The organism is Pantoea sp. BJ2 (assembly GCF_040255075.1).
Taxonomy (GTDB): domain Bacteria; phylum Pseudomonadota; class Gammaproteobacteria; order Enterobacterales; family Enterobacteriaceae; genus Pantoea; species Pantoea leporis.
This window is the reverse complement of the sequence record NZ_CP158292.1, coordinates 1,993,467-2,013,953: the sequence shown is the minus strand read 5'-3', so window position 1 is coordinate 2,013,953 and position 20,487 is coordinate 1,993,467. Positions and strand designations below refer to the sequence as shown.

The 20,487-nt window shown below is 58.8% G+C and carries 18 protein-coding genes; 9 read left to right on the top strand and 9 right to left on the bottom strand.

The window, feature by feature from the left end:
* The first annotated feature begins 32 nt into the window (after positions 1-32).
* The 7 genes from AAF463_RS09295 to AAF463_RS09265 are packed head-to-tail and all read left to right on the top strand — an operon-like array spanning position 33 to position 7,485.
* Entirely contained in the window at positions 33-1,523 is a 1,491-nt protein-coding gene (locus AAF463_RS09295) for an ABC transporter substrate-binding protein (RefSeq protein WP_110866135.1), read from the top strand.
* Complete coding sequence (locus tag AAF463_RS09290; RefSeq protein ID WP_101764420.1) at positions 1,520-2,380, top strand: ABC transporter permease; 861 nt, start codon at positions 1,520-1,522, stop codon at positions 2,378-2,380. The genes AAF463_RS09295 and AAF463_RS09290 overlap by 4 nt, the downstream gene beginning before the upstream one ends.
* 1 nt (position 2,381) lies before the next feature.
* Entirely contained in the window at positions 2,382-3,296 is a 915-nt protein-coding gene (locus AAF463_RS09285; protein WP_110866134.1) for an ABC transporter permease, read from the top strand.
* Positions 3,293-4,696, top strand: coding sequence for a M20/M25/M40 family metallo-hydrolase (locus tag AAF463_RS09280; RefSeq protein ID WP_350261925.1), 1,404 nt, complete (start codon positions 3,293-3,295; stop codon positions 4,694-4,696). Before AAF463_RS09285 ends, AAF463_RS09280 begins: the two co-directional genes overlap by 4 nt.
* Positions 4,696-5,694: a D-cysteine desulfhydrase family protein gene (locus AAF463_RS09275; protein ID WP_192411853.1), complete on the top strand. Its 999-nt coding sequence runs from the start codon at positions 4,696-4,698 to the stop codon at positions 5,692-5,694. The genes AAF463_RS09280 and AAF463_RS09275 overlap by 1 nt, the downstream gene beginning before the upstream one ends.
* Positions 5,694-6,677 (top strand): ornithine cyclodeaminase, encoded by a 984-nt coding sequence (locus tag AAF463_RS09270; protein WP_350261924.1) that lies wholly within the window; start codon positions 5,694-5,696, stop codon positions 6,675-6,677. The genes AAF463_RS09275 and AAF463_RS09270 overlap by 1 nt, the downstream gene beginning before the upstream one ends.
* On the top strand, positions 6,667-7,485 hold the full coding sequence (locus AAF463_RS09265; RefSeq protein ID WP_350261923.1) for a rhodanese-like domain-containing protein: 819 nt from the start codon (positions 6,667-6,669) through the stop codon (positions 7,483-7,485). The genes AAF463_RS09270 and AAF463_RS09265 overlap by 11 nt, the downstream gene beginning before the upstream one ends.
* On the opposite strand, the gene AAF463_RS09260 is transcribed toward AAF463_RS09265, so the two are convergent.
* The 7 genes from AAF463_RS09260 to AAF463_RS09230 all read right to left on the bottom strand — a co-directional run bounded on the left by AAF463_RS09260 (position 7,471) and on the right by AAF463_RS09230 (position 15,958).
* Positions 7,471-9,078, bottom strand: a complete 1,608-nt coding sequence (locus AAF463_RS09260; RefSeq protein WP_192233821.1) for an ABC transporter ATP-binding protein — start codon at positions 9,076-9,078, stop codon at positions 7,471-7,473. The two genes, AAF463_RS09265 and AAF463_RS09260, sit on opposite strands and share 15 nt — an antisense overlap.
* A 181-nt stretch (positions 9,079-9,259) precedes the next feature.
* A complete protein-coding gene (locus AAF463_RS09255) occupies positions 9,260-10,234 on the bottom strand; it encodes a sugar-binding transcriptional regulator (RefSeq protein ID WP_008104043.1) in 975 nt (324 codons plus the stop codon).
* A 194-nt stretch (positions 10,235-10,428) separates the two neighbouring features.
* Positions 10,429-11,286, bottom strand: coding sequence for a phosphogluconate dehydrogenase C-terminal domain-containing protein (locus tag AAF463_RS09250; RefSeq protein ID WP_101764427.1), 858 nt, complete (start codon positions 11,284-11,286; stop codon positions 10,429-10,431).
* Positions 11,287-11,290: 4 nt separating this feature from the next.
* Positions 11,291-12,100 carry a TIM barrel protein gene (locus AAF463_RS09245; protein WP_350261922.1) on the bottom strand — a complete coding sequence of 270 codons (810 nt, stop codon included), beginning with the start codon at positions 12,098-12,100 and terminating at the stop codon, positions 11,291-11,293.
* Positions 12,100-12,873: a triose-phosphate isomerase family protein gene (locus AAF463_RS09240; RefSeq protein ID WP_101764429.1), complete on the bottom strand. Its 774-nt coding sequence runs from the start codon at positions 12,871-12,873 to the stop codon at positions 12,100-12,102. Before AAF463_RS09240 ends, AAF463_RS09245 begins: the two co-directional genes overlap by 1 nt.
* Before the next feature lie 3 nt (positions 12,874-12,876).
* Complete coding sequence (locus AAF463_RS09235) at positions 12,877-14,622, bottom strand: dihydroxyacetone kinase family protein (RefSeq protein ID WP_350261921.1); 1,746 nt, start codon at positions 14,620-14,622, stop codon at positions 12,877-12,879.
* A gap of 1 nt (position 14,623) precedes the next feature.
* Positions 14,624-15,958 (bottom strand): MFS transporter, encoded by a 1,335-nt coding sequence (locus AAF463_RS09230; protein WP_350261920.1) that lies wholly within the window; start codon positions 15,956-15,958, stop codon positions 14,624-14,626.
* Between the two features lie 446 nt (positions 15,959-16,404).
* On the opposite strand from AAF463_RS09230, the gene AAF463_RS09225 reads away from it, so the two are divergent.
* Both AAF463_RS09225 and tkt read left to right on the top strand, forming a co-directional pair.
* Positions 16,405-16,863: an RpiB/LacA/LacB family sugar-phosphate isomerase gene (locus tag AAF463_RS09225; RefSeq protein WP_101764432.1), complete on the top strand. Its 459-nt coding sequence runs from the start codon at positions 16,405-16,407 to the stop codon at positions 16,861-16,863.
* Positions 16,864-16,892: 29 nt separating this feature from the next.
* A complete protein-coding gene (tkt, locus tag AAF463_RS09220; protein WP_192233814.1) occupies positions 16,893-18,884 on the top strand; it encodes a transketolase in 1,992 nt (663 codons plus the stop codon).
* A gap of 63 nt (positions 18,885-18,947) precedes the next feature.
* On the opposite strand, the gene AAF463_RS09215 is transcribed toward tkt, so the two are convergent.
* Entirely contained in the window at positions 18,948-19,553 is a 606-nt protein-coding gene (locus AAF463_RS09215) for a TetR/AcrR family transcriptional regulator (RefSeq protein WP_350261919.1), read from the bottom strand.
* A 99-nt stretch (positions 19,554-19,652) separates the two neighbouring features.
* Positions 19,653-20,333 (bottom strand): type 1 glutamine amidotransferase domain-containing protein, encoded by a 681-nt coding sequence (locus AAF463_RS09210; RefSeq protein ID WP_192411975.1) that lies wholly within the window; start codon positions 20,331-20,333, stop codon positions 19,653-19,655.
* Between the last annotated feature and the right edge of the window lie 154 nt (positions 20,334-20,487).

The following is a 20,487-nucleotide window of genomic DNA, read 5'->3' as shown; positions in this document are numbered from 1 at the left end:
CTACCTTGCCGTTGGCAATTTTGGGAAACGTTATGAGATTACCTGCAGTGAAGTTTGCCACCACCGCGTTGCTATTTGCTCTGATGCCAGCCGTACAGGCAGCGGAATTGACCATTGGCCAACCCACGTCTGCCACGGCGATGGATCCCGGCTTTCTTAAAGAATCTGCCACCTTAGTCGACAACCTCTTCGATACCTTAGTGCGCCGCGCCGATGACATGTCATTACAGCCGGGCTTAGCCACTGAGTGGAAAGCGATTAACGACACCACCTGGCAATTTACCCTGCGCCAGGGCGTGAAATTTACCGATGGCGAGCCGGTGAACGCCGAAGCGGTGAAGTTCTCCATCGATCGTATTTTAGACCCCGCCAATCACGCACCGACGATTTCCTATATCCGCACCATCAAATCAGTGGACGTGATCAACGACTATCAGGTGCAGATCCACACCAACGGCCCGGATCCTCTGCTGCCCACGCGCATGAGCCGCTACCCGGCTTACATTGTGCCGCCAGCGTACGTGAAGAAAGTCGGCGCCAGCGAGTTCGCACGCAAACCGGTAGGCAGCGGCGCTTACAAGCTGGATAGCTTTATCCCGGATGAAAAAGTGGTGATGGTCGCCAATGAAACTTACTGGCGCGGCAAACCGGCGATTGATCGCGTTACCTGGCGTCCGATTCCCGAAGCCACCGCACGCCTCACCGCACTGCTGACCGGCGAAGTGCAACTGATTGAAAGCGTGCCAGCCGATTTAGTCCCCGCGCTGAAAAATCGCCCCAACGTCGAACTGGAACAGGTGAAAGGCGGCGGACTGACGATTTACCTCGGTCTTAAAGATGATGAGAAACCGCTGAGTGATGTGCGCGTCCGTCAGGCGCTTTCGCTGGCGTTAAACCGTCAGGCTTATACCCAACAGCTGCTGCACGGCTTTGGCACGCCAACCGGCACCATGGCCGGAGCCAATGACTTTGGTTATCTGGCGGTTCCAGCCACCGCGCAGGATGTGGCGAAAGCCAAGTCGCTGCTGGCTGCAGCCGGTTACGCCAACGGCTTTACCCTGCGCTTCCAGGCGCCGCGCCGCTATATTGCCAGCGCCGATGTGGCGCAAGCCATCGTGCAGGATTTAGCCGCCATTGGCGTGAAAGCCGAGCTGGAGGTACCGGAATGGTCGGTTTACACCCAGCAGGTCGCGTCCCAGAAACAGGCTCCGATGTATATGCTGGCGTGGGGATCCACGCAGACGCTGGATGCCGATGCCGCGCTGTTCCCCATCCTGCGCAGCGGCGAGCCCTATTCCACCGTGCATGATGCAGAGCTGGATAAGCTGCTCGATCAAAGCCGCCAGATTGTCGATCCCGTTGCGCGCAAAAAAGTGTTAGAGCAGATTCAGCAACGCGTCGCGGAACAACAGCCGCTGCTGCCGCTGTACCGTGAAGATACCTTGTATGCGCACAGCACGTCGCTCAACTTCAAAGGCCGCGTCGATGCCCGCATCCCGCTGTTTGATCTGAGGCTGAAATGATTTCACCGGGCACCGTGCTGCAGCGCCGTCCACGCCGCCTGATTTACGGCGATGCGGTAATCGGCAGCCTTTTGCTGATCGTGGTGATTGCCGCGGCGCTGCTCTCTCCGTGGCTGCCGTTGCCCGATGCCTTAAGTAACAATCTCAATGAGATGTTCCTGCCGCCGGGTTCACCCGGTGCGCAAGCCACGCATTGGCTCGGCACCGATCAACTGGGCCGCGATCTGCTGGCGCGCATTCTCTCCGGCACGCGCTTGTCGCTGCTGGTGGTGCTGGTCGCGGCGGCGATTGGCGCGGTGATTGGCGTCGCGCTCGGTATGATCGCCGGTTACGCCGGCGGTTGGGTTGATGCGCTGATCATGCGACTGATCGACATCCAGCTGGCGGTACCGTTTATTCTGTTGATTTTGCTGGTAATTGCGCTGATGGGCGCGTCACTGACCAACATCATTGTGATTATGGGCTGCACCAGCTGGGCGATTTATGCCCGCGTGGCGCGCGCCAAAACCTTAGAGATTCGGGAACTGGAATATATTCAGGCGGTGCGCGCCATGGGCTTTTCGCCGCTGCGCATACTGCTACGGCATATCCTGCCCAATCTGCTGACGCCGCTGGTGGTGTTGCTAACGCTGGATATCCCACGCCTGATCGTGCTCGAAGCCTCAGTGGGTTTTCTCGGCATGGGCATTCAGCCACCCACGCCAACGCTGGGCAACCTGATTGGCGAAGGTCGCTCTTACATGCTGCTGTCGCAATGGCTGGTGCTCTATCCCGGTTTGGTGATTGCGGCGCTGGTGATTGGCTGCAACCTGCTCGGCGATGCGCTGCTACGTCGCACGCATACAAGGCTGGATTAAGATGCTGAACATTCTGCTCAATCGCCTTGGCCAATCGGTATTAGTGCTGCTCGGCGTGTCGCTGCTGATTTTCTTTAGCCTGCACATGACGGGCGATCCGGCGGCGCTGATGATGCCGCCCGGCTCCAGCCAGCAGGAGATCGATACTTTTCGTCATAGCATGGGCTTTGATCGTCCGCTGCTGTGGCAATACAGCCACTATCTTGGCGGCGTGCTGCACGGGGATTTTGGTGAATCGCTGCGCTACAGCCAGCCGGTATTGGCGTTGATTGCCGAACGTCTGCCGGCGACGGCGCTGCTGGCGGTGAGTGCGCTGGCATGGAGTTCGCTGCTCGGTCTGCTGCTCGGCATTATCAGCGCCCTGCGGCCGCACAGCCTGTGGGATTTGTTATGCCGCCTGCTGGCCTTCTCCGGCCAGGCGATTCCGGTGTTCTGGCTCGGGCTGCTGCTGATTCTGCTATTCAGCCTGAAGTTACAGTGGCTGCCCTCCAGCGGTTACGGCACTTTCGCCGCGCTGGTAATGCCGGCGCTCAGTCTGGGTGCGTTTTACATGAGCGCCGTGGCACGCCTGACGCGCGCCAGCCTGCTGGATGTGCTGCAACAGGATTATATCCGCACCGCGCGCGCCAAAGGGCTCAGCGCCTGGCGCATCGTGGTACGCCACGGTTTGCGTAACGCGCTGATCCCGGTGATCACCGTACAGGGCATGTATTTCGCCTCGCTGCTCGGCGGCGCACTGGTAACCGAGATTATTTTTGCCTGGCCCGGCATTGGTCGTCTGGCGATTCAGGCGATTCAAAACCGCGATTTCCCGCTGGTGCAGGCGATTGTGTTGCTCGCCGCCGTGGTGTTCGTGGCGATCAATTTGTTGATCGACCTGCTCTATCTGGTGCTGAACCCGAGGATTCGTTTATGAGTCGCCTTGACGCCACGCTTGAACTGCTGAGTGAACTGACGCGCTGGCCAAGCGTGGCCGGTCAGTTATCCTCGCAGCGCGGGTTGGCTGCCTGGCTGGAACAGTGGATGGTGGCGCAGCTGAATGCCGCGATCGTCTATCCGGTGGCGTCTCAAACCGATGATGTCCCGCCGCTGGTCCATGTACGCATCGATAACGGCAGCAGCAAAACCGTGGTGCTGTACAACATGTATGACGTAATGCCTGCGGATGATGCCGGCTGGGATGTGCCGCCGTTTGTCGGTGGCGTGTGTCACTGGGACGATCTCGGCGCGGTATTTGTCGGACGCGGTGCAGAGAACAACAAAGGCCCAGTCGCCGCCCTGCTGATCCTGCTGCGCGAACTGCAGCAGAGCCAGCAGCTCGATTTTAATATTGAAATCCTGCTCGAAGGCGAAGAGGAAGTGGGCAGCGGCGCGCTGCGGCGATATCTGGCACAACAGCCTTGCCCGATTGCTCCCGCTGAAGCCGTGCTGTTTCCGTCACTGTGCGAATACGGTGGCGGCGCACCGCGCGTCTATCTCGGCTTTACCGGACTGGCCAGCGGACGCCTCAGCGTCACCGGCGGCGCATGGGGCGGACCGTCCTCCGCGATTCATGCCAGCAATGCCGGTTGGATCGCCAATCCGGCGTGGCGTTTAGTACAGGCATTAGATGCCATCGCGCCAGCAGAACACAGCGGCGTATTGGCGTGTCACGCCACGGACGATGAGGCGAATCAATTATTGGCGACCTTAGCCGCCGAATTCAGCATCGATGACGAACTGAAGTTCCGTCGCAGTCAGCGCCTGATGATCGCCGGCGACACGCTGAGCTGCCTGCAAACGCTGCTTGGCAGCGCGGTGTTAACGCTGGCAGAACTGCACAGCGATCCGCCAGGCGGACGCGGCGTCATCCCGTTCCGTGCCAGCGCGGAGCTGGCGTTTCGCATCCCGCCGGGTTTCGATCAGGACGCGATGATTGCCGACGTGCAGCAGCGTCTGGCGCAACCCGATTTAGCCGGCAGCGAGCTGCACCTGTTTGATCGCTATCCCGGCGTGCGCTTTAGTCGCAGCGCCAGCGGCGTCGATGCCCTAATCGCCAGCTATCAAAAGCTGGGCGCGGCACCGCAAATCTGGCCGTGGGCGCCGGGCTGTGCGCCCGCCTACGCTTTCGCGGCCGTCGCGCCCGCCTTTCTGATTGGCGGATTAGGCCACGGCGGCAACGCGCACGCCGTCAATGAGTTTGTCACGCTGGCGGGACTCGAACGCTTCCAGCAATTCATGAGCCTGTGGCTCAACGCATTCAATGATTCGGCCATTGGCCGGGTCGCGCCACACCAGGGAAACACCGCAGTACACAAAAATAAAGGTAGTAAATAATGAAATCAGTAGAAGAGTTTGAACGCGTTCCGCTCGGCTTCTTCCCCACTCCTCACGAGCCGCTGCCGCGGCTCAGTGAGGCACTTGGGATTACGCTGACGATCAAACGTGATGACTACAGTGGCTTCGGCGGCGGCGGCAACAAAGTCCGCAAGCTGGAGTATCTGATGGCGGAGGCCTGCAAAACAGGCGTGAATGTGGTGATCACCACCGGCGGGCATCAGTCGAACCACGCCCGCATGGTGGCTGCCGCCGCACGCAAGTTTGGTATGCGTCCGGTGCTGGTGTTGCGGGGCAATCCGCCCGCAAGCTGGCAGGGTAATCTGCTGCTGGATAAGCTGTTCGGGGCCGAGGTGCAGTTCCTCGATCCCGACGGCTATTTCAGCCAGATTGAAGGTGCGATGCAGGCGCACGCGGATGCGGCTCTCGCGCAAGGTGAAACCCCCATGATTATTCCGCTGGGTGGCGCAACGCCACTCGGCGCATTGGGTTATGTACGCGCAGTGGAAGAGTTAGCGGCGCAGCTGGCACCCAGCCAGATGCCCGCACCCGATTTCATCGTCGCGCCCACCGGTTCCGGCGGCACGCTGGCGGGATTGCATGTGGGCACGCGTCGCTATTGGCCCAATACTAAGGTGATTGGCGTGAGCGTCAGCGCCAAAGCCGACTGGTTCCAGCCACGCATTGCCGGCATGGCGCAGGATTGTGCCGATCTGCTGCAATGGCCGCAGCAGTGGCAGCCGGAGGATATCTGGATTGAGGATGGTTATGTCGGTCAGGCGTACGGCGTGCCATCGGACGGCGGCATCGCTGCCATCTATCAACTCGCCCAACTGGAAGGCGTGCTGCTGGATCCGGTTTACACCGGTAAAGCGATGCACGGCCTGTTCTCGCTGGTCGAACAGGGGCGCATTCCGCAGGGATCGCGCGTGACCTTCGTGCATTGTGGCGGTTCTCCGGCGCTCTATCCCTTCGCCGATCGCCTGCTGGAGGCGTAATGGAAGCCTTATTGCGTGTACTGGATGAAGCCACCGTCGCGCAATTAGGCGGCGGGGATGTCGCTTTGGCGCTGGAAGACGTCAAAGCGGTGATTCAGCTGATGCGTCTCGGCGAGGCGCAGATGCCCGCCGAAAATCACATCGACCTCGGTACGCCGCTCGGTAAAGCGTATGCCTTACCGGCACGCGTCGGCGGCACCTACAATGCCGCAGGCGTGAAGTGGACGGCACATCGTCCACAGCGACCGGATGCGCTGCCCGCCGCCCTAGCCGTGACCCTGATTAACGATGCGCAGAGCGGCATTCCGCGCGGCTTGCTGGCCAGCGGAGCACTCACTGCGGCGCGCACCGCGGCGGTGAGCGCACTGGCGTTACAGCTGGCCGCACCGCGTCCGGTAAAACGCGTGCTGCTGCTCGGAGCCGGTTTGCATGCTCAGGCGCATCTGCGCATGCTGCAGCAGCTGTTTCCGCAGCTGGAACAGATTGGCGTGTGGAACCGCTCCCCTTTTAAACTCAGTGCATTGCGCGAAGTGCAGATCGAAACCGATCTGCAACTCGCTCTGGCGCAGCCTTATGACGCCGTGCTGACCTGTACCAGCGCCGACCAGCCGATTGTCGACGCCGCAGCGGTACGTCCCGGCAGGATCATTGTGCAGGTCGGTTATCACGAAGTGAGTTTTGCCGCCATCAAAGCCAGCAGCAAGGTGGTGGTGGATGCGTGGGGCGATTTTGCCCAGCGCAGCGCCAAAAGCCTGTTCCAGATGTTCCGCGCCGGGGAGTTTGCTGAGCAGGATGTGGCGGCCGATTTCGCCGCGCTGCTGCTGGATCACTGGCGTCCACAGCCCGATGACAGCGTCTATTTCTCCTCGTTTGGACTCAATGTATTTGATATCGCCCTCGCCGCCCGCGTGCTACAGGCCGCCGAGCACGACGAGCTCGGTTCATTGCAGTCGCTGTTTTCAGGAGTTCTGCATGATCATTGATGTGCTTTCACTGCATCAGCGCCAGGCGCGCGGCGAAGCGTTTCTGCTGATCGATGTCCGCGAATTTGCCGACTGGCAACGCGCCACCTTGCCTGGCGCGCAGCACTGTAACGTCTACGACTATTTTATTGAGGATTGCAGCGAGGCAGGTTTAGCGGTGATGGCAGCCGAAGCCGCCACCGCGCTGCAGCCGATGTTTACCGCATATCCCAACGCCACGCCGGTGTTTTTCGAGCAGCAGGTTGGCATGCGTTCACCGCGCGGCGCCTGGTTCGCCTGGCTGCTCAAGCGTGATGATGCGCTGATTCTGGATGGCGGCGTGGATGCCTGGATTGCGGCAGGCTATGAACTCGCGCCGGGATTGGGATTAAGCCGCACCGTGGCGCATCCACCGGCAGCCAACGCACCCGCGTGGAATCGCGAGCTGGTGTGCAGCCGTGAACAGGTACTAGCAGCGGATGGCGTGGCGGTGATCAACGTGGATGCCCGTCGCCCCAGCGAGTTTGACGGCAGCTTTGCGCATGCCTGCTGTCAGCGTGCGGGACGGATTCCGCATTCTCAGCTGCTGTTCTGGGAAGATGTCATCGCCAACGGCCATTTCTTATCAGCGCAGCAGATTGCCGCACGCGCCGAGGCGGCAGGACTGAGTAAAAACGCGAAGTTGCAGGTTTATTGCCATCGTGGTGCCCGCGCCGCCACGGTGTTGGCGGCGTTAAAACTGGCGGGCTATCCCCATGTTTCGGTGTACGTCGGTTCCTGGCACGAATGGGCCGAACATCACGAACTGCCACTGTTACACGGCGGCTGATCGCAGCGCCAGCGCCTGCTGCACGTCCGGCGCAGCGGCGAGCAGTTGGCGGGTGTAATTGTCCTGTGGATGGTTAATCACGCTGGCGGTCGCGCCCGATTCCACAATCCTGCCGTGATACATCACCACCACGCGATCGCACAACTGACGCACCGCGCCGAGATCGTGGCTGATAAACAGCACCGATAATCCCAGCTTGTGGCGCAGCGTATTAAACAGCGCCAGAATCTGCCCGCGCACCGATAAATCCAGCGCCGCTACCGCTTCATCCGCCACCAGCAGCTTCGGCTCCATCGCCAGCGCGCGCGCAATGGCAATACGCTGACGCTGGCCGCCCGAGAACGCGCCCGGCAGACGGGTGGCATGTTCGGCTTTCAATCCCACCAACGCCAGCAGCTCTTTGACTCGCGCATCCACCGCCGCGCCTTTGCGCAGTTGCCAGACGCGCAGCGGTTCGGCGATCTGCTCACCAACCGGGATTTTCGGATTCAGGCTGGCATAAGGATCCTGGAAAATAATCTGCGTGTGGCGACGTAAGCTATGCAGCTGACGTCCTTGCAAATGCTGCCCCTGAAAATGCACTTCGCCGCCATCCGCCGTAATCAGGCCAATCGCCGCACTGCCCAATGTGGTTTTACCGGAGCCGGATTCGCCAATCAGTCCGACAATTTCGCCCTGCGCAATCGACAGATTCGCCGGATGCAACACGGTTTGCCGTTTGGCCGGCCACAGCGGCATGCGGCGCGGCAGCGGATAGCTTTTACTGATGTCGCGCAGCACCAGCAGCGGCGGCTGGGCAACCGGCGCAGTCGCCTCGGGGATTTGCGCTGCCGAAGCAGCAATCAATTTGCGCGTGTAAGGATGCGTTGGCGCGCCGAGCGTACTCAGCACCGCACCCTGTTCAACCAGTTGCCCTTGCTGCATCACGCAGACGCGGTCGGCGTAGCGCGCTACCACCGAGAGATCGTGGGTGATCAACAAGATCCCCATGCCCATCTCCTGTTGCAGTTCCTGCAACAGCGCCAGAATTTGCGCCTGAATAGTCACGTCCAGCGCGGTGGTCGGCTCATCGGCAATCAATAACTCCGGCTGACCGCTAATGGCACTGGCGATCATCACCCGTTGCCGCATGCCACCCGACAGCTGATGAATATACTGCCGCGCGCGCTGCGCTGGATTGACGATGCCGACGCGATCCAGCAGCGCTATCGCTTCCTGCTGCGCCTGTTTCCAGCCAAACTGACGATGCCGCACCAGCACTTCGGCAATCTGTTCACCAATACGCAGCGTGGGATTCATGCTGGTCATCGGCTCCTGAAACACCGTGGCGATGCGGCAACCACGCAATTGCTGGGTTGTGCGCGCATCCAGCGGCTCGCCATTGAACACCACGCGGCCGCCACTCTGCTGCACGCCCGCCGGCAACAAACTCATTAGCGCCAGCGAGGTCAAGGTTTTGCCAGATCCCGATTCGCCAACTAACGCCAGGATTTCCTTGCGATCGAGATGAAAAGAGATGTTATCCACCAGCAAGCGCTGATCGTGAGTGTGCAGCGAGAGATTTTCAACCGAGAGCAAGCGCGCGTTAGTCATCAGGCAGGGATTCTCAACAAGGAAAAATACAGGATATATCCTGAACATAGCACGAACAAGACCGTTAAGTTATGGCACTGCGCGTGGCGGAATAAGGCTGTACGCCAGGTTTAAAATACGCCGTATTAACGGCGATGATCGCCGTTGATGACTTAATGAATAAACGCAGTGAACCGTTTAACTAAACTTTCTCCTGCGACAAACTCAGAATGGTGCGGATGTTCTGCGCGGTGGTGGCGATAATATCAATCGCGCCAGTGCGCAGTGCGCCGAGGATCGCCATCGCTTTGGTATTTTCCGCGGCAATGGCAATTACGCAGGGAATCTTGCGTAGTTCATCAATGCTCAGCCCAATGACGCGATCGTTCATCACGGTATCCACATGCTGGCCCTGCGAATTAAAAAAGTCGTAGCCGGCGACATCGCCCGTCACGCCCTGATTAACGCTGGCGTCGATGATTTCGTGCGGTGTGAACCAGCCGAGTTTCACCATATAGCTGTTTTCGTTCATGTCGCCGATGCCCACCAGCGCCACGTCGGCTTTACGCGCGCGGTCCAGCGTCTCTTTGATGGTGCCGTTTTGCATAAACGCATCGCGCAACGCGCGGTTCTCAACATAAGCGGGCGCGTAAAGCGTTTCGCTGATGCCGCCGAACTTCTTCGCCAGACGACGGCTGATATGGTCAGCGTTAATGGCATCACCGGGACGATGCGTGCCGCCAATACCGCTGATAAACAGACAATTACGCGTCGGCACCTGGCCGGGATAATCGGCGACAGCGGCCACGTTGCGTCCTTGCCCAACGGCAACAATGGCGTCGTCTTTCAGCGACTGCGCTAAATGTGACGACACCAGCGCGGCGACCTGACGTCGCTGCTCTTCCTGATCGGGCTGATCGAGCGCTATCAGCGCACGTTGCAGTTGTGGGAAGCGATTTTGCAGCTGTTGTTCGAGGCGGGTGCTGAAGACGGGATGGTAGCGCACGTTGATTTCGACGATGCCCTCTTCGCGTGCGCGTTTGAGCAGCCGGCCAACTTTAATGCGGGAAATACCAAACTTACGCGCAATCTCCTCCTGGGTGATTTCGTCCTGATAATAGGCAACAGCTATTTCCGTCAGCAGCTCGGAGTCCTGAGAAAGCGTGTTTTTTTCCATCCGTAACCTGTCTTTTTGGGCGTTATATGAAGATGTTGCGACCGCGCCATGTAGGGTGCGAATTGATGCGCACCAGGTCAACATAAATGGCGACCCTACAAAATGGGGCGAGATCTGACTTTGGCAGGGAGTTATATCATTGATACGACTCGCTTCGCCAGACCACAGCGCCGCGAGTCGATCGAGCGTCACGCTTAGCGCTTGATGGCGTCGATTTTCAGCATACGGGCAATCACGATATCCAGCTCTTTCTGATCGAAGATCTGTTTCCAGTCAGGTTTCACAATCTTCTCACGACCGTACTCCATGGCGATCATGCAGGCATCCGAGAACGGGTTGGTCGCGCGGAACGCCACGGCGAGCGCGATCTGAATATGGCCGTACAACATCGCTTTAGCCGCTTCTTCCGGCACGCCGCTGTGCTTCACGGTTTCATCCAGCGCCTCTTTCATAAACGCACCCACCATGCAGGCTACGGTTTCCACCAGCGTCGGTTCCAGATACGCCAGCTGCGTCACGGTGACCCAATGCACCTGCTCCACCGGGCCGTACATCACGCTGATCACCTTGCTCAGCTCGGCTTTCTGCTCATCAGAACCAGTTTCATAGGAAGCCGCCACGTGCTGAATCGCCGCGATACCGCCAAAGGCATCGGCATGTTCTTCTTTGGTGTAACGCTCAAGGAATACCGACGGATGGCAAGGATGCGCCACCGCGTATTCAATGCCATCACGATGGGCGATCAGATTGGCGTAGGCCGCCGCCGGATCCAGCGTCAGCAGAATCGCGCCCGGTTTCATCTGTGGCACCACGCCTTCAGACACTTTGCCCAGCACGATATCCGGCACCGCCAGAATCACCACGTCGCTCAATGGCACCACGGAGGCGGCATCAGAAAGTTCGCGCCCCTGCGCGCTCACCTGCTCTTGCGCCTTGGGGGAGTTCTCACAGTAAAACACCTGGTAATCGCTTTTCTGGAAGTTTGCAGAAATACGCATACCCATTTTGCCGCCCGCGCCAATCACGGTGATGGTTTTCAGTTGCACGCTCATGTTGTTACTCCTGATCTTGTTTACTACGTAAGAATTCCACGGTGCGGCGAGTCCATTCGGCTTCTCGCTCGCAGGTTACAGCGGCATCGTCTTGCCACGGCAACCAATGTTCGACGATTTGGTTAATGCCTTTATCCGCCGGGCGCACGCTGGCGATCATCCGGTCGTAATCCAGCAAGCCTTCGCCCATCGGGCAGCCGGCAAAGGTAAAGCCGATCCAGCCATCACGGCGCGTGAAGGCAAAGTCTTTGATATGCAGATTGCCGACGCGCGCGGCGGTGTTGGCAATCACCTGCTCTGGCAGTTCGAGGCCGGCGACACAGTTGGCGGGGTCGAGACACACGCCGAGCCAAGGCGACAGGAACTTGTTGATCACTGACATCATCGCGCCGCTGTTCACCTGCTCGTATGTCTCCAGACAGAGACGCACCTGCTGGCGGGCAAAATCCGGCAACACGGCGCCAATCAGCTCGGCGGCTTCGTCGAGCGTGGGACGGTGATCGGCGGTGTAGAACATCGAACGAATGACGCGCGCATCAAGGATTTCCGCCATGTGCAGATAACGACGCAGATGCGCAGTCCCGAGGCCGCGCGTGCCGAGTTCCAGCGTGATGCCGAGCGCATCAGCCTGCTGACGCAGCGTCAGCAGTTGTGCGTCAGTCCAGCTTTCAATCGCCGGGTAATCGCAGATTTGAAACACCGACACATCGAGATCGGCGGTCTGTTGCAGCATCTGCTCCAGCGTCAGCGGATGAGGGACTTTCGATGACATGCGCCAGAAAAAGGCGTAGGTACTGAGTCCAATACGGCTCATTAACGGCGCTCCTGGGCCAGCTCACTGGCTTCATCAATAATTTGTGCCAACGCTTTGGGATCGTGGGCAAAGCGCCCCAGAAACAGGCCATTTACATCCGCGCCAAGGCGCTGAATCAGTCCCGGACCGGCACTGCCGCCGTAAATGATTTTCAGGGTGATGCCGGGCGGCGTGGCGAGTTGCTGCAATCCGGCGCACACGGCGCGGATATAGCTGTCTGGAGCCGGTTGCGGCGCACCAATCGCCCACTGCGGTTCGTAGGCAAAGAACACCTCGCCCTTTAAGCCTTGCTGCGCTGACTCAGCCAGCGCTTCGGCCAGCTGCTGTTGGCACAGCGCGATTGCCTGCTGCGGTTCTGCCTGCACTTCTTCGCCAATGCACAGCACCGGCGTGATGCCGTGACGCAGCGACATCGCCACTTTGGCAGCAATTTGCACTTTATCTTCGTGGAAATGACGACGGCGCTCAGCGTGACCAATTTCGGCCAGCGAGCAGCCTAACTCCTGCAACATACTGGCGCTGACTTCGCCGGTCCAGGCTCCGTTCTCAGCCTGGCAAACATCCTGAGCGCCGAAGCGCACCGGCGTGTCAGCGAAGATGGCTGCAACCGCCGGAATCGCCGGATAAGCCGGTAACACAAACAAGCCCACGTCGCCGTTTTTCACCGCAGCATGGTCGGCTAATGCCGCTACATCACGACACCATTGCAAGGTTTGCTGATAGCCGAAGTACATTTTCAAACTGACACCGAGCCAGATTTTTGGCTGAGACATGCTTCAAGCTCCTTGTTCAGAGGCACTGTGTTCTTTTAGCAGATCGCCGACGGTATTGACGATTAATGCCAGCGAAATGGCTCCGGCATCCGGCGTGCCAACGCTTTTTTCTGCCAGCGGACGCGCACGCCCCATTTTTGGCACCAGCTGCGCGGTGTCCTGCGCAGCTTTATCAGCCACCTGCGCCGCCTTCAGCCAGGCGTCCGTTAACGACGCACCGGCGGCAACCGCCTCAATCAGGCTGTCGCTGAACGGCACCAGCACATCCACCATGGTTTTATCGCCAACGCGCGCTTTACCAAAGTGCATAATGCCTTCTTTTGCTTCACGTACGCCGGTGGCCACACGCTGTGCATCTGGTGTCTGACGATCGCCAAGCGCGGTACCCAATGCAGTGAGCGCCACGCCCCACAACGCGCCGGATGTGCCACCCGCTTTATCCGCCCAGGCATCTGCCGCGCGGCACAGCAAGCTGCCCGCCCCGGCACCGCGCGCAGCGACTTCACGCGCTTTCTCAACCGCGCCCAGCACGCCGCGCTCCATGCCGATACCGTGGTCGCCGTCACCGGCCACCGCATCGATATCGCCAAGGCGTTCAGCGTTACGCTGTAATGTTTCCGCCACGGATTCGAGTAACTGAAGTACGCGTTTCGCACTCTCTTGCGATTCCGCGGTGGCTGCTGGCAAGGCTTCTTCCGTGCTTTCAACGCGCTCAGCGGCGCTTAACGGTTCGGCCACCAATACGCTGCCTTTGCGGTACGCTGGCGTATTGGTCGGCGCGCGCCACAAGGTTTCCAGCTGATCGTCCAGCCACATCAGCGTCAGTGACGCACCGGCCATATTGAAGCTGGTGACAAACTCGCCGACGTCCGGCTCAACCACCTGCAGGTTGGCGGCCTCCAGCAGTTGCGCGACGCGACGATAGACAACAAACAGCTCTTCATATTTCACCGAGCCCAGACCGTTGAGGATCACCGCCACGCGCTGACCTTCGGCCTGCGGGATGTCGGCTGGCAATTCATTGAGCAAGCGCTCCACGAAGATCTCGGCCAGCTCATCCGCACTCGGCATGTCGGTCTCTTTGATCCCCGGCTCGCCGTGAATGCCCAGTCCCAGCGCCATGCGCCCTTTTTCCACTTCGAACAGCGGATGCGAAGCGCCCGGCAGGCTGCAACCGGAAAACGCCACGCCAAAGGTACGCGTGCGTTGATTCGCGTGCTGTGCCAGCTGCAGAACCTGCGATAAATCGTGACCCGCTTCAGCCGCGGCGCAGGCGGCTTTGAACACACACAGATCGCCAGCCACACCGCGACGCTTCTCCAGCTCATCTTTACCCGCGCTGGAGATATCGTCGGTCACCGCCAGCACTTCGCAGGCAATGCCTTCCGCCCGCAGACGCTCGCACGCCTGGCCGAAGTGCAGCACATCCCCGGCGTAGTTACCGAACATCAGCAACACGCCCGCGCCGTTATGGGCCGCACGCGCTACGTTGTAGATCTGCTGCGCCGACGGCGAAGCGAATAAGTTACCCATCGCCGCGCCGTGTGCCAGACCTTGTCCAACCAACCCGGCGAACGCCGGATAGTGACCGGACCCGCCGCCCACAATCACCGCCACCGTATTCGGCTGGCTGCGGGTACTGCGCACCACGCCTCCGGCGACCTGACGGACTTTATCGGCGTTGGCGGCGACAAAGCCTTCGATAAGCTCAGCGGCAAAGGCTGAAGGTTGGTTAAACAGGTACGTCATATTAATGCTCCTGAGCTAAAGAGGTCGGCTGAGACGGCGAGCGACGGCGATTAAGTAACAGCATGAGGAACGCGGACAGCAGCATGAATCCACCCACTACAAACATCGGCAAGGCGTAGCTGTTGGTGGCGTCATGCAGCGCGCCGGTAATGTAGCCCGCGGAGAAGCCCGCTACGTTTCCTAAGGTATTGATCAAGGCAATGGCTGCGGCGGCAGACGCGCCGGTCAGGAACTGCGTGGGTATGGTCCAGAAATTCGGCAGTGCAGCGAAGATGGAGCTGGCGGTGATCGCAATCACCATAATGGTGGTGAACGGCGAATCCATATACAGCGCCAGCGGCACGCTGATGCCGCCTGCCAGCGCTGGAATGGCGATATGCCAGGTTTTGCAACCGCGACGCGTGGCATCTTTCGACCAGAAGAACATCACCACCGCCGCAATCAGATACGGCACGCCGGTAATCAGCCCTTTCTGCATCACGTTAAAAGTGGTACCGAACTGCTGCTGGAAGCCCGCGATAATGGTTGGCAGGAAGAACGCCAGCGCATACAGGCCATAAATAAAGCCGAAGTAAATCAGGCACAGCATCCAGACGCGGCCGTTGCCCATCACCGAGCGCAGGCTGTGTTTTTGATGGCCCTGCTTCTGTTGATGCTCGGCTTCCAGTTCGGTGGTCAGCCAGGTTTTCTCTTCGGCGGTCAGCCACTTGGCCTGACGCGGCGAATCCACCAACCAGAACAGCGCGACGATACCAATCAAAATCGCGGGAATCGACACGCCCATAAACATCACGCGCCAGCCTTCCATGCCGAACAGGCCGTGCTGCTGAATCAGGGACGCGGCTAATGGCGCACCGAACACCACCGTTAGCGGCTGGGCAAGATAGAACAGCGACAGGATTTTGCTGCGATGACGTCCCGGCACCCACATGCTGAGGTAGAGAATCGCGCCTGGGAAGAAGCCGGCTTCAGCGATACCCAGCAGCAGACGCAGCGTATACAAGCCTTCCACACTGCTCACCCAGGTGAACAGCAGCGAGACAATGCCCCAGCTGATCATGATGCGCGCCAGCCAGCGACGCGCGCCGAACTTATGCAGCGCCAGGTTGCTTGGCACTTCCAGCAGAATGTAGCCAATAAAGAAGATGCCCGATGCCAGGCCAAACTGCAGTGCGGTGAGGCCGAGGTCTTGCGTCATGCCGTTGGGGCCGGCAAACGAAATCGCTGTGCGATCGAGGAAGTTGATAAAGAACATCAGCGCCACGAACGGCACTAAGCGCCAGGAGATTTTTCTGATGGTGGATTGTTCCACCGCTGTCATTGATGGTTGGTTCATAACGCACCTCCACGACGTGCGTGAGTGATCATTTCTTTATGTGGTGTTGACCAATCGCCAAACAGGCGCTGGCTGCAGGAGTACTGAGAGGTACGGTGTAAATGACACATGTTCGAGTCCTCGATGGGTCTTCTTGTACATTGGTATAGTCATGCGAACATATGAACACTACACGGATAATTGTGCATCTCTCAACTGCAACACGCGAAAGTGTGAGCGGCTTCATGAGATCTGATTTTGGTCAATTTATCGGATTACTGCGCCCATACGGCTCGGCACAGGCGGTTTAACAGGGTTTTCTGAGGCATTCAGGCGCGATCCTGAAGGCAATTCATATGAACAACCATTGAACATATGATTGATTTTGTGGCAGGCTAACTATGAACATCTTCTCGCCTGCTGAACAAACGTGCAGGCGTCATTGCACACCCTGCTGGAGAACGACGATGAAAACTATCGCAATTGGCGCCGATGATGCGGCTATCGAATTGAAAAATGTGATTAAAAAGCTGCTGGAAGAGAAAGAGTATGTGGTGACGGATTACACCAATGACGCGCAAAACGACCGTCCGATGTACCCGGATGTGGCATTTGCGCTCGCCACCGCCATCCAGAAGAACGAATTTGAGCGCGGCATTCTGCTGTGCGGCACCGGCATCGGCGTGGCGATTGTCGCCAACAAGGTGGAAGGCGTGCGCGCGGCGCAGTGTCATGACACCTTCTCTGCTGAGCGTGCTCGCAAGAGCAACAACGCGCAGATCATGACCATGGGCGCGCGCGTCATCGGGCCTGAGCTGGCGAAGAACATCGTGAATGCCTGGCTGGCATCGGAATTTGAAGGTGGCGGCTCAACCGCCAAAGTAGACAAGATCGGTTACTACGAACAAGTATCCCACGCTAAATAAGCGCCGACGTCGCACCTCTGGAGAACCTTATGTCGACACACCGGGAAAGAGCCAACGCCATCCGCGCTTTGAGTATGGATGGCGTACAACAAGCCAATTCGGGACATCCGGGCGCCCCGCTGGGCATGGCGGACATCGCTGAAGTGTTGTGGCTCGACTTTTTGCAGCACAATCCACGCAATCCTCACTGGGCTAACCGCGACCGCTTCGTTTTATCGAACGGTCACGGTTCGATGCTGATTTACAGCCTGTTGCACCTGAGCGGTTACGATTTGCCGCTCAGTGAATTAAAAAATTTTCGTCAGCTGCACTCCAAAACGCCGGGGCATCCCGAATACGGCTACACACCCGGCGTTGAAACCACCACCGGCCCGCTGGGTCAGGGCATCGCTAACGCAGTGGGTTTTGCCATTGCCGAGCGCACGCTGGCGGCGCAGTTCAACCGTCCGGGACATGACATCGTAGACCATAACACCTACGTGTTTATGGGCGACGGCTGCATGATGGAAGGCATCTCACACGAAGTCTGCTCCATCGCCGGCACCCTGAAGCTGGGCAAACTGGTTGCCTTCTACGATGACAACGGCATCTCCATCGACGGTCACGTTGACGGCTGGTTCACCGACGACACCGCCAAACGTTTCGAAGCCTACGGCTGGCACGTAGTGCGCGGCGTGGACGGTCACAATGCGGACGCGATTAAAAAAGCGGTGGAAGAAGCCAAAGCGGTTTCCGACAAGCCTTCACTGCTGATGTGCAAAACCGTTATCGGTTTTGGTTCGCCGAACAAAGCCGGTACGCACGACTCGCACGGCGCGCCGCTGGGTGCCGATGAAATCGCGCTGACCCGCAAGCAGCTCGGCTGGAACCACGGTCCGTTTGAAATCCCTTCAGACATCTACGCGCAGTGGGATGCCAAAGAAGCCGGCCAGGCGAAAGAGTCCGCATGGGACCAGAAGTTTGCCGCCTACGCCGCCGCGCATCCGGAGCTGGCTGCCGAGTTCAAACGTCGCGTGAACAATGAGCTGCCGGCGAACTGGGCCAGCGAGTCGCAGAAGTTCATCGAGCAGCTGCAGGCCAGTCCGGCGAAAATCGCCAGCCGTAAAGCCTCGCAGAACGCCATCGAAGCCTTCGGCAAAATCCTGCCGGAATATCTGGGCGGCTCCGCTGACCTGGCGCCGAGCAACCTCACCATGTGGTCCGGCTCGAAGCCAATCAACGAAGACGCGGCGGGCAACTACATCCATTACGGCGTGCGCGAGTTCGGTATGACCGCCATCGCCAACGGTATCGCGCTGCACGGCGGCTTCCTGCCGTACACCGCCACCTTCCTGATGTTCGTCGAGTACGCGCGCAACGCCGCACGTATGGCCGCGCTGATGAAGATTCGTCAGATCATGGTGTACACCCACGACTCAATTGGTCTGGGCGAAGATGGCCCGACGCACCAGCCGGTTGAGCAGATGGCCAGCCTGCGCGTGACGCCAAACATGAGCCTGTGGCGCCCGTGCGACCAGGTTGAGTCAGCGGTAGCGTGGAAGTACGCGATTGAACGCGTGGACGGCCCGTCGGCGCTGATCTTCTCGCGTCAGAACCTGGCGCAGCAGGATCGTAGCGCTGAGCAGCTGGCTAACGTGGCGCGCGGCGGTTACGTGCTGAAGGACAGCGAAGGTACGCCGGAGCTGATCCTGATCGCCACCGGTTCGGAAGTGGAGCTGGCGGTGGCGGCGTTTGATCAGCTGACGGCGGAAGGCCGCAAGGTGCGCGTGGTGTCTATGCCATCCACCGACGCCTTCGACAAGCAGGACGCGGCTTATCGTGAATCCGTGCTGCCGAAAGCGGTTGCCGCACGCGTGGCGATTGAAGCGGGTATCGCGGATTACTGGTTCAAATACACCGGCCTGAACGGCGCGATCGTCGGCATGACCACCTTCGGTGAGTCAGCGCCTGCGGATCAGCTGTTCAAAGAGTTTGGTTTTACCGTTGAGAACGTGGTTAACACGGCGAAATCGGTTTTGTGATTTGAGGTCGCTAAATGGTGACCCGACAAAATAAAAGGCGGCTCTGTGGAGTCGCCCTTTTTACTAAGCGGTGATACGAATGATTTTTTGCGTCATGCTCATGGCGGAATCAAATGGGCCGGTATTGCGCACGATTTTCACCATCACGCTGGCGCCCACCCACAGCTGATACAAACTTTCCGCTACACGCACAGGTTTGTCATCGATAGACAGCGAACCGTCCTCAACACCCGCTTCTAGCGCATCCGCCAGTCGTACGATAATGCCGGCCGTGCCGGTCTGAAGCGTGACGCGCATGCTATCCGAGAGATCGGCAACTTCCGCGCCTAGCTTCACCGCCAGACACTTGCCCTGACAATCAGAGAACGATTGCGATTCACGCCACAGCTGCCAGTAATTCATCAGCCGCTGCGCCATCGTCAAGCCCGGCTGGCTCAATGTCGCGTCTAGCTCAGCCAGATAATCATCGAAATAGCGCGCCAGCATATCCACCCCAAAAGCCTCTTTCGAGCTGAAGTAGTGATAGAACGAGCCTTTTGGCACACCGGCATCGGTGAGGATTTCATTTAATCCGACAGCCGAAAAACCCTTGCCGGCCATAATGCGTTGGCCAGTGGCAAGGATGTGATCGCGGATTTCATTGCTATGCAATTGGGATGTAGTCGTCATAGCGGTAGATTACCAAATACTAGACCAGTCGTCTAGGCGCTAAGCATGCGTTTACTGCTGCGATAAGGGAGGCGGACAGCGGTTCGCCTCCCGATGCGTTTATTGCGCCAGTTGCTTGATCAACTGTTGCGCCGTCTCTGCTGAAGACGTTGGGTTTTGTCCGGTAATCAGCAAACCATCGCTGACGACATAGGAACTCCAGTCCGCGCCTTTCGAATACAGACCGCCCTTCGCAACCAGCTCGTCTTCCACCAGGAAAGGCACCACCTGAGTCAGGCCGACCGCTTCCTCTTCGCTGTTGGTAAAACCGGTGACTTTACGGCCTGCTACCAGCGGGTTTCCTTGCGGGGTTTTGACGTGGCGCAGCACGCCCGGCGCATGACACACCAGCGCAACGTGCTTATTGGCGGCCAGGAAGCCTTCAATCAGTGCGATAGAGTGCTGATCTTCTGCTAGATCCCACAGCGGACCGTGACCGCCTGGGTAAAACACCGCGTCGAAATCGGCTGGCGATACGCTGTCCAGACGCACGGTGGCGGCGAGTTGCGCGGTTGCTGCGGCATCCGCTTCAAAACGATGCGTTTGCTCAGTCTGAAAATCGGGTTCATTGCTTTTAGGATCTAACGGCGGGTTGCCCCCTTTCGGTGACGCCAGCGTGATTTCTGCGCCAGCATCTTTGAAGGCGTAGTAAGGCGCGGCCAGCTCTTCCAGCCAGAAACCGGTTTTGCGGCCGGTGTTACCCAATTGGTCGTGTGAGGTTAGAACCATAAGAATCTTCATCATCAATCTCCTGCTTGCTGGATTAAACGTCTAAACTAGACCAGTCGTCTAGCGCTTGAATTCAAAGTAACAGCTAATAGACCAGTCGTCTAGAGGTTAATTCATTTTATTATTGAAATGGAATGCGCTGCTGTTTCTTACCTTTCGATCCGCT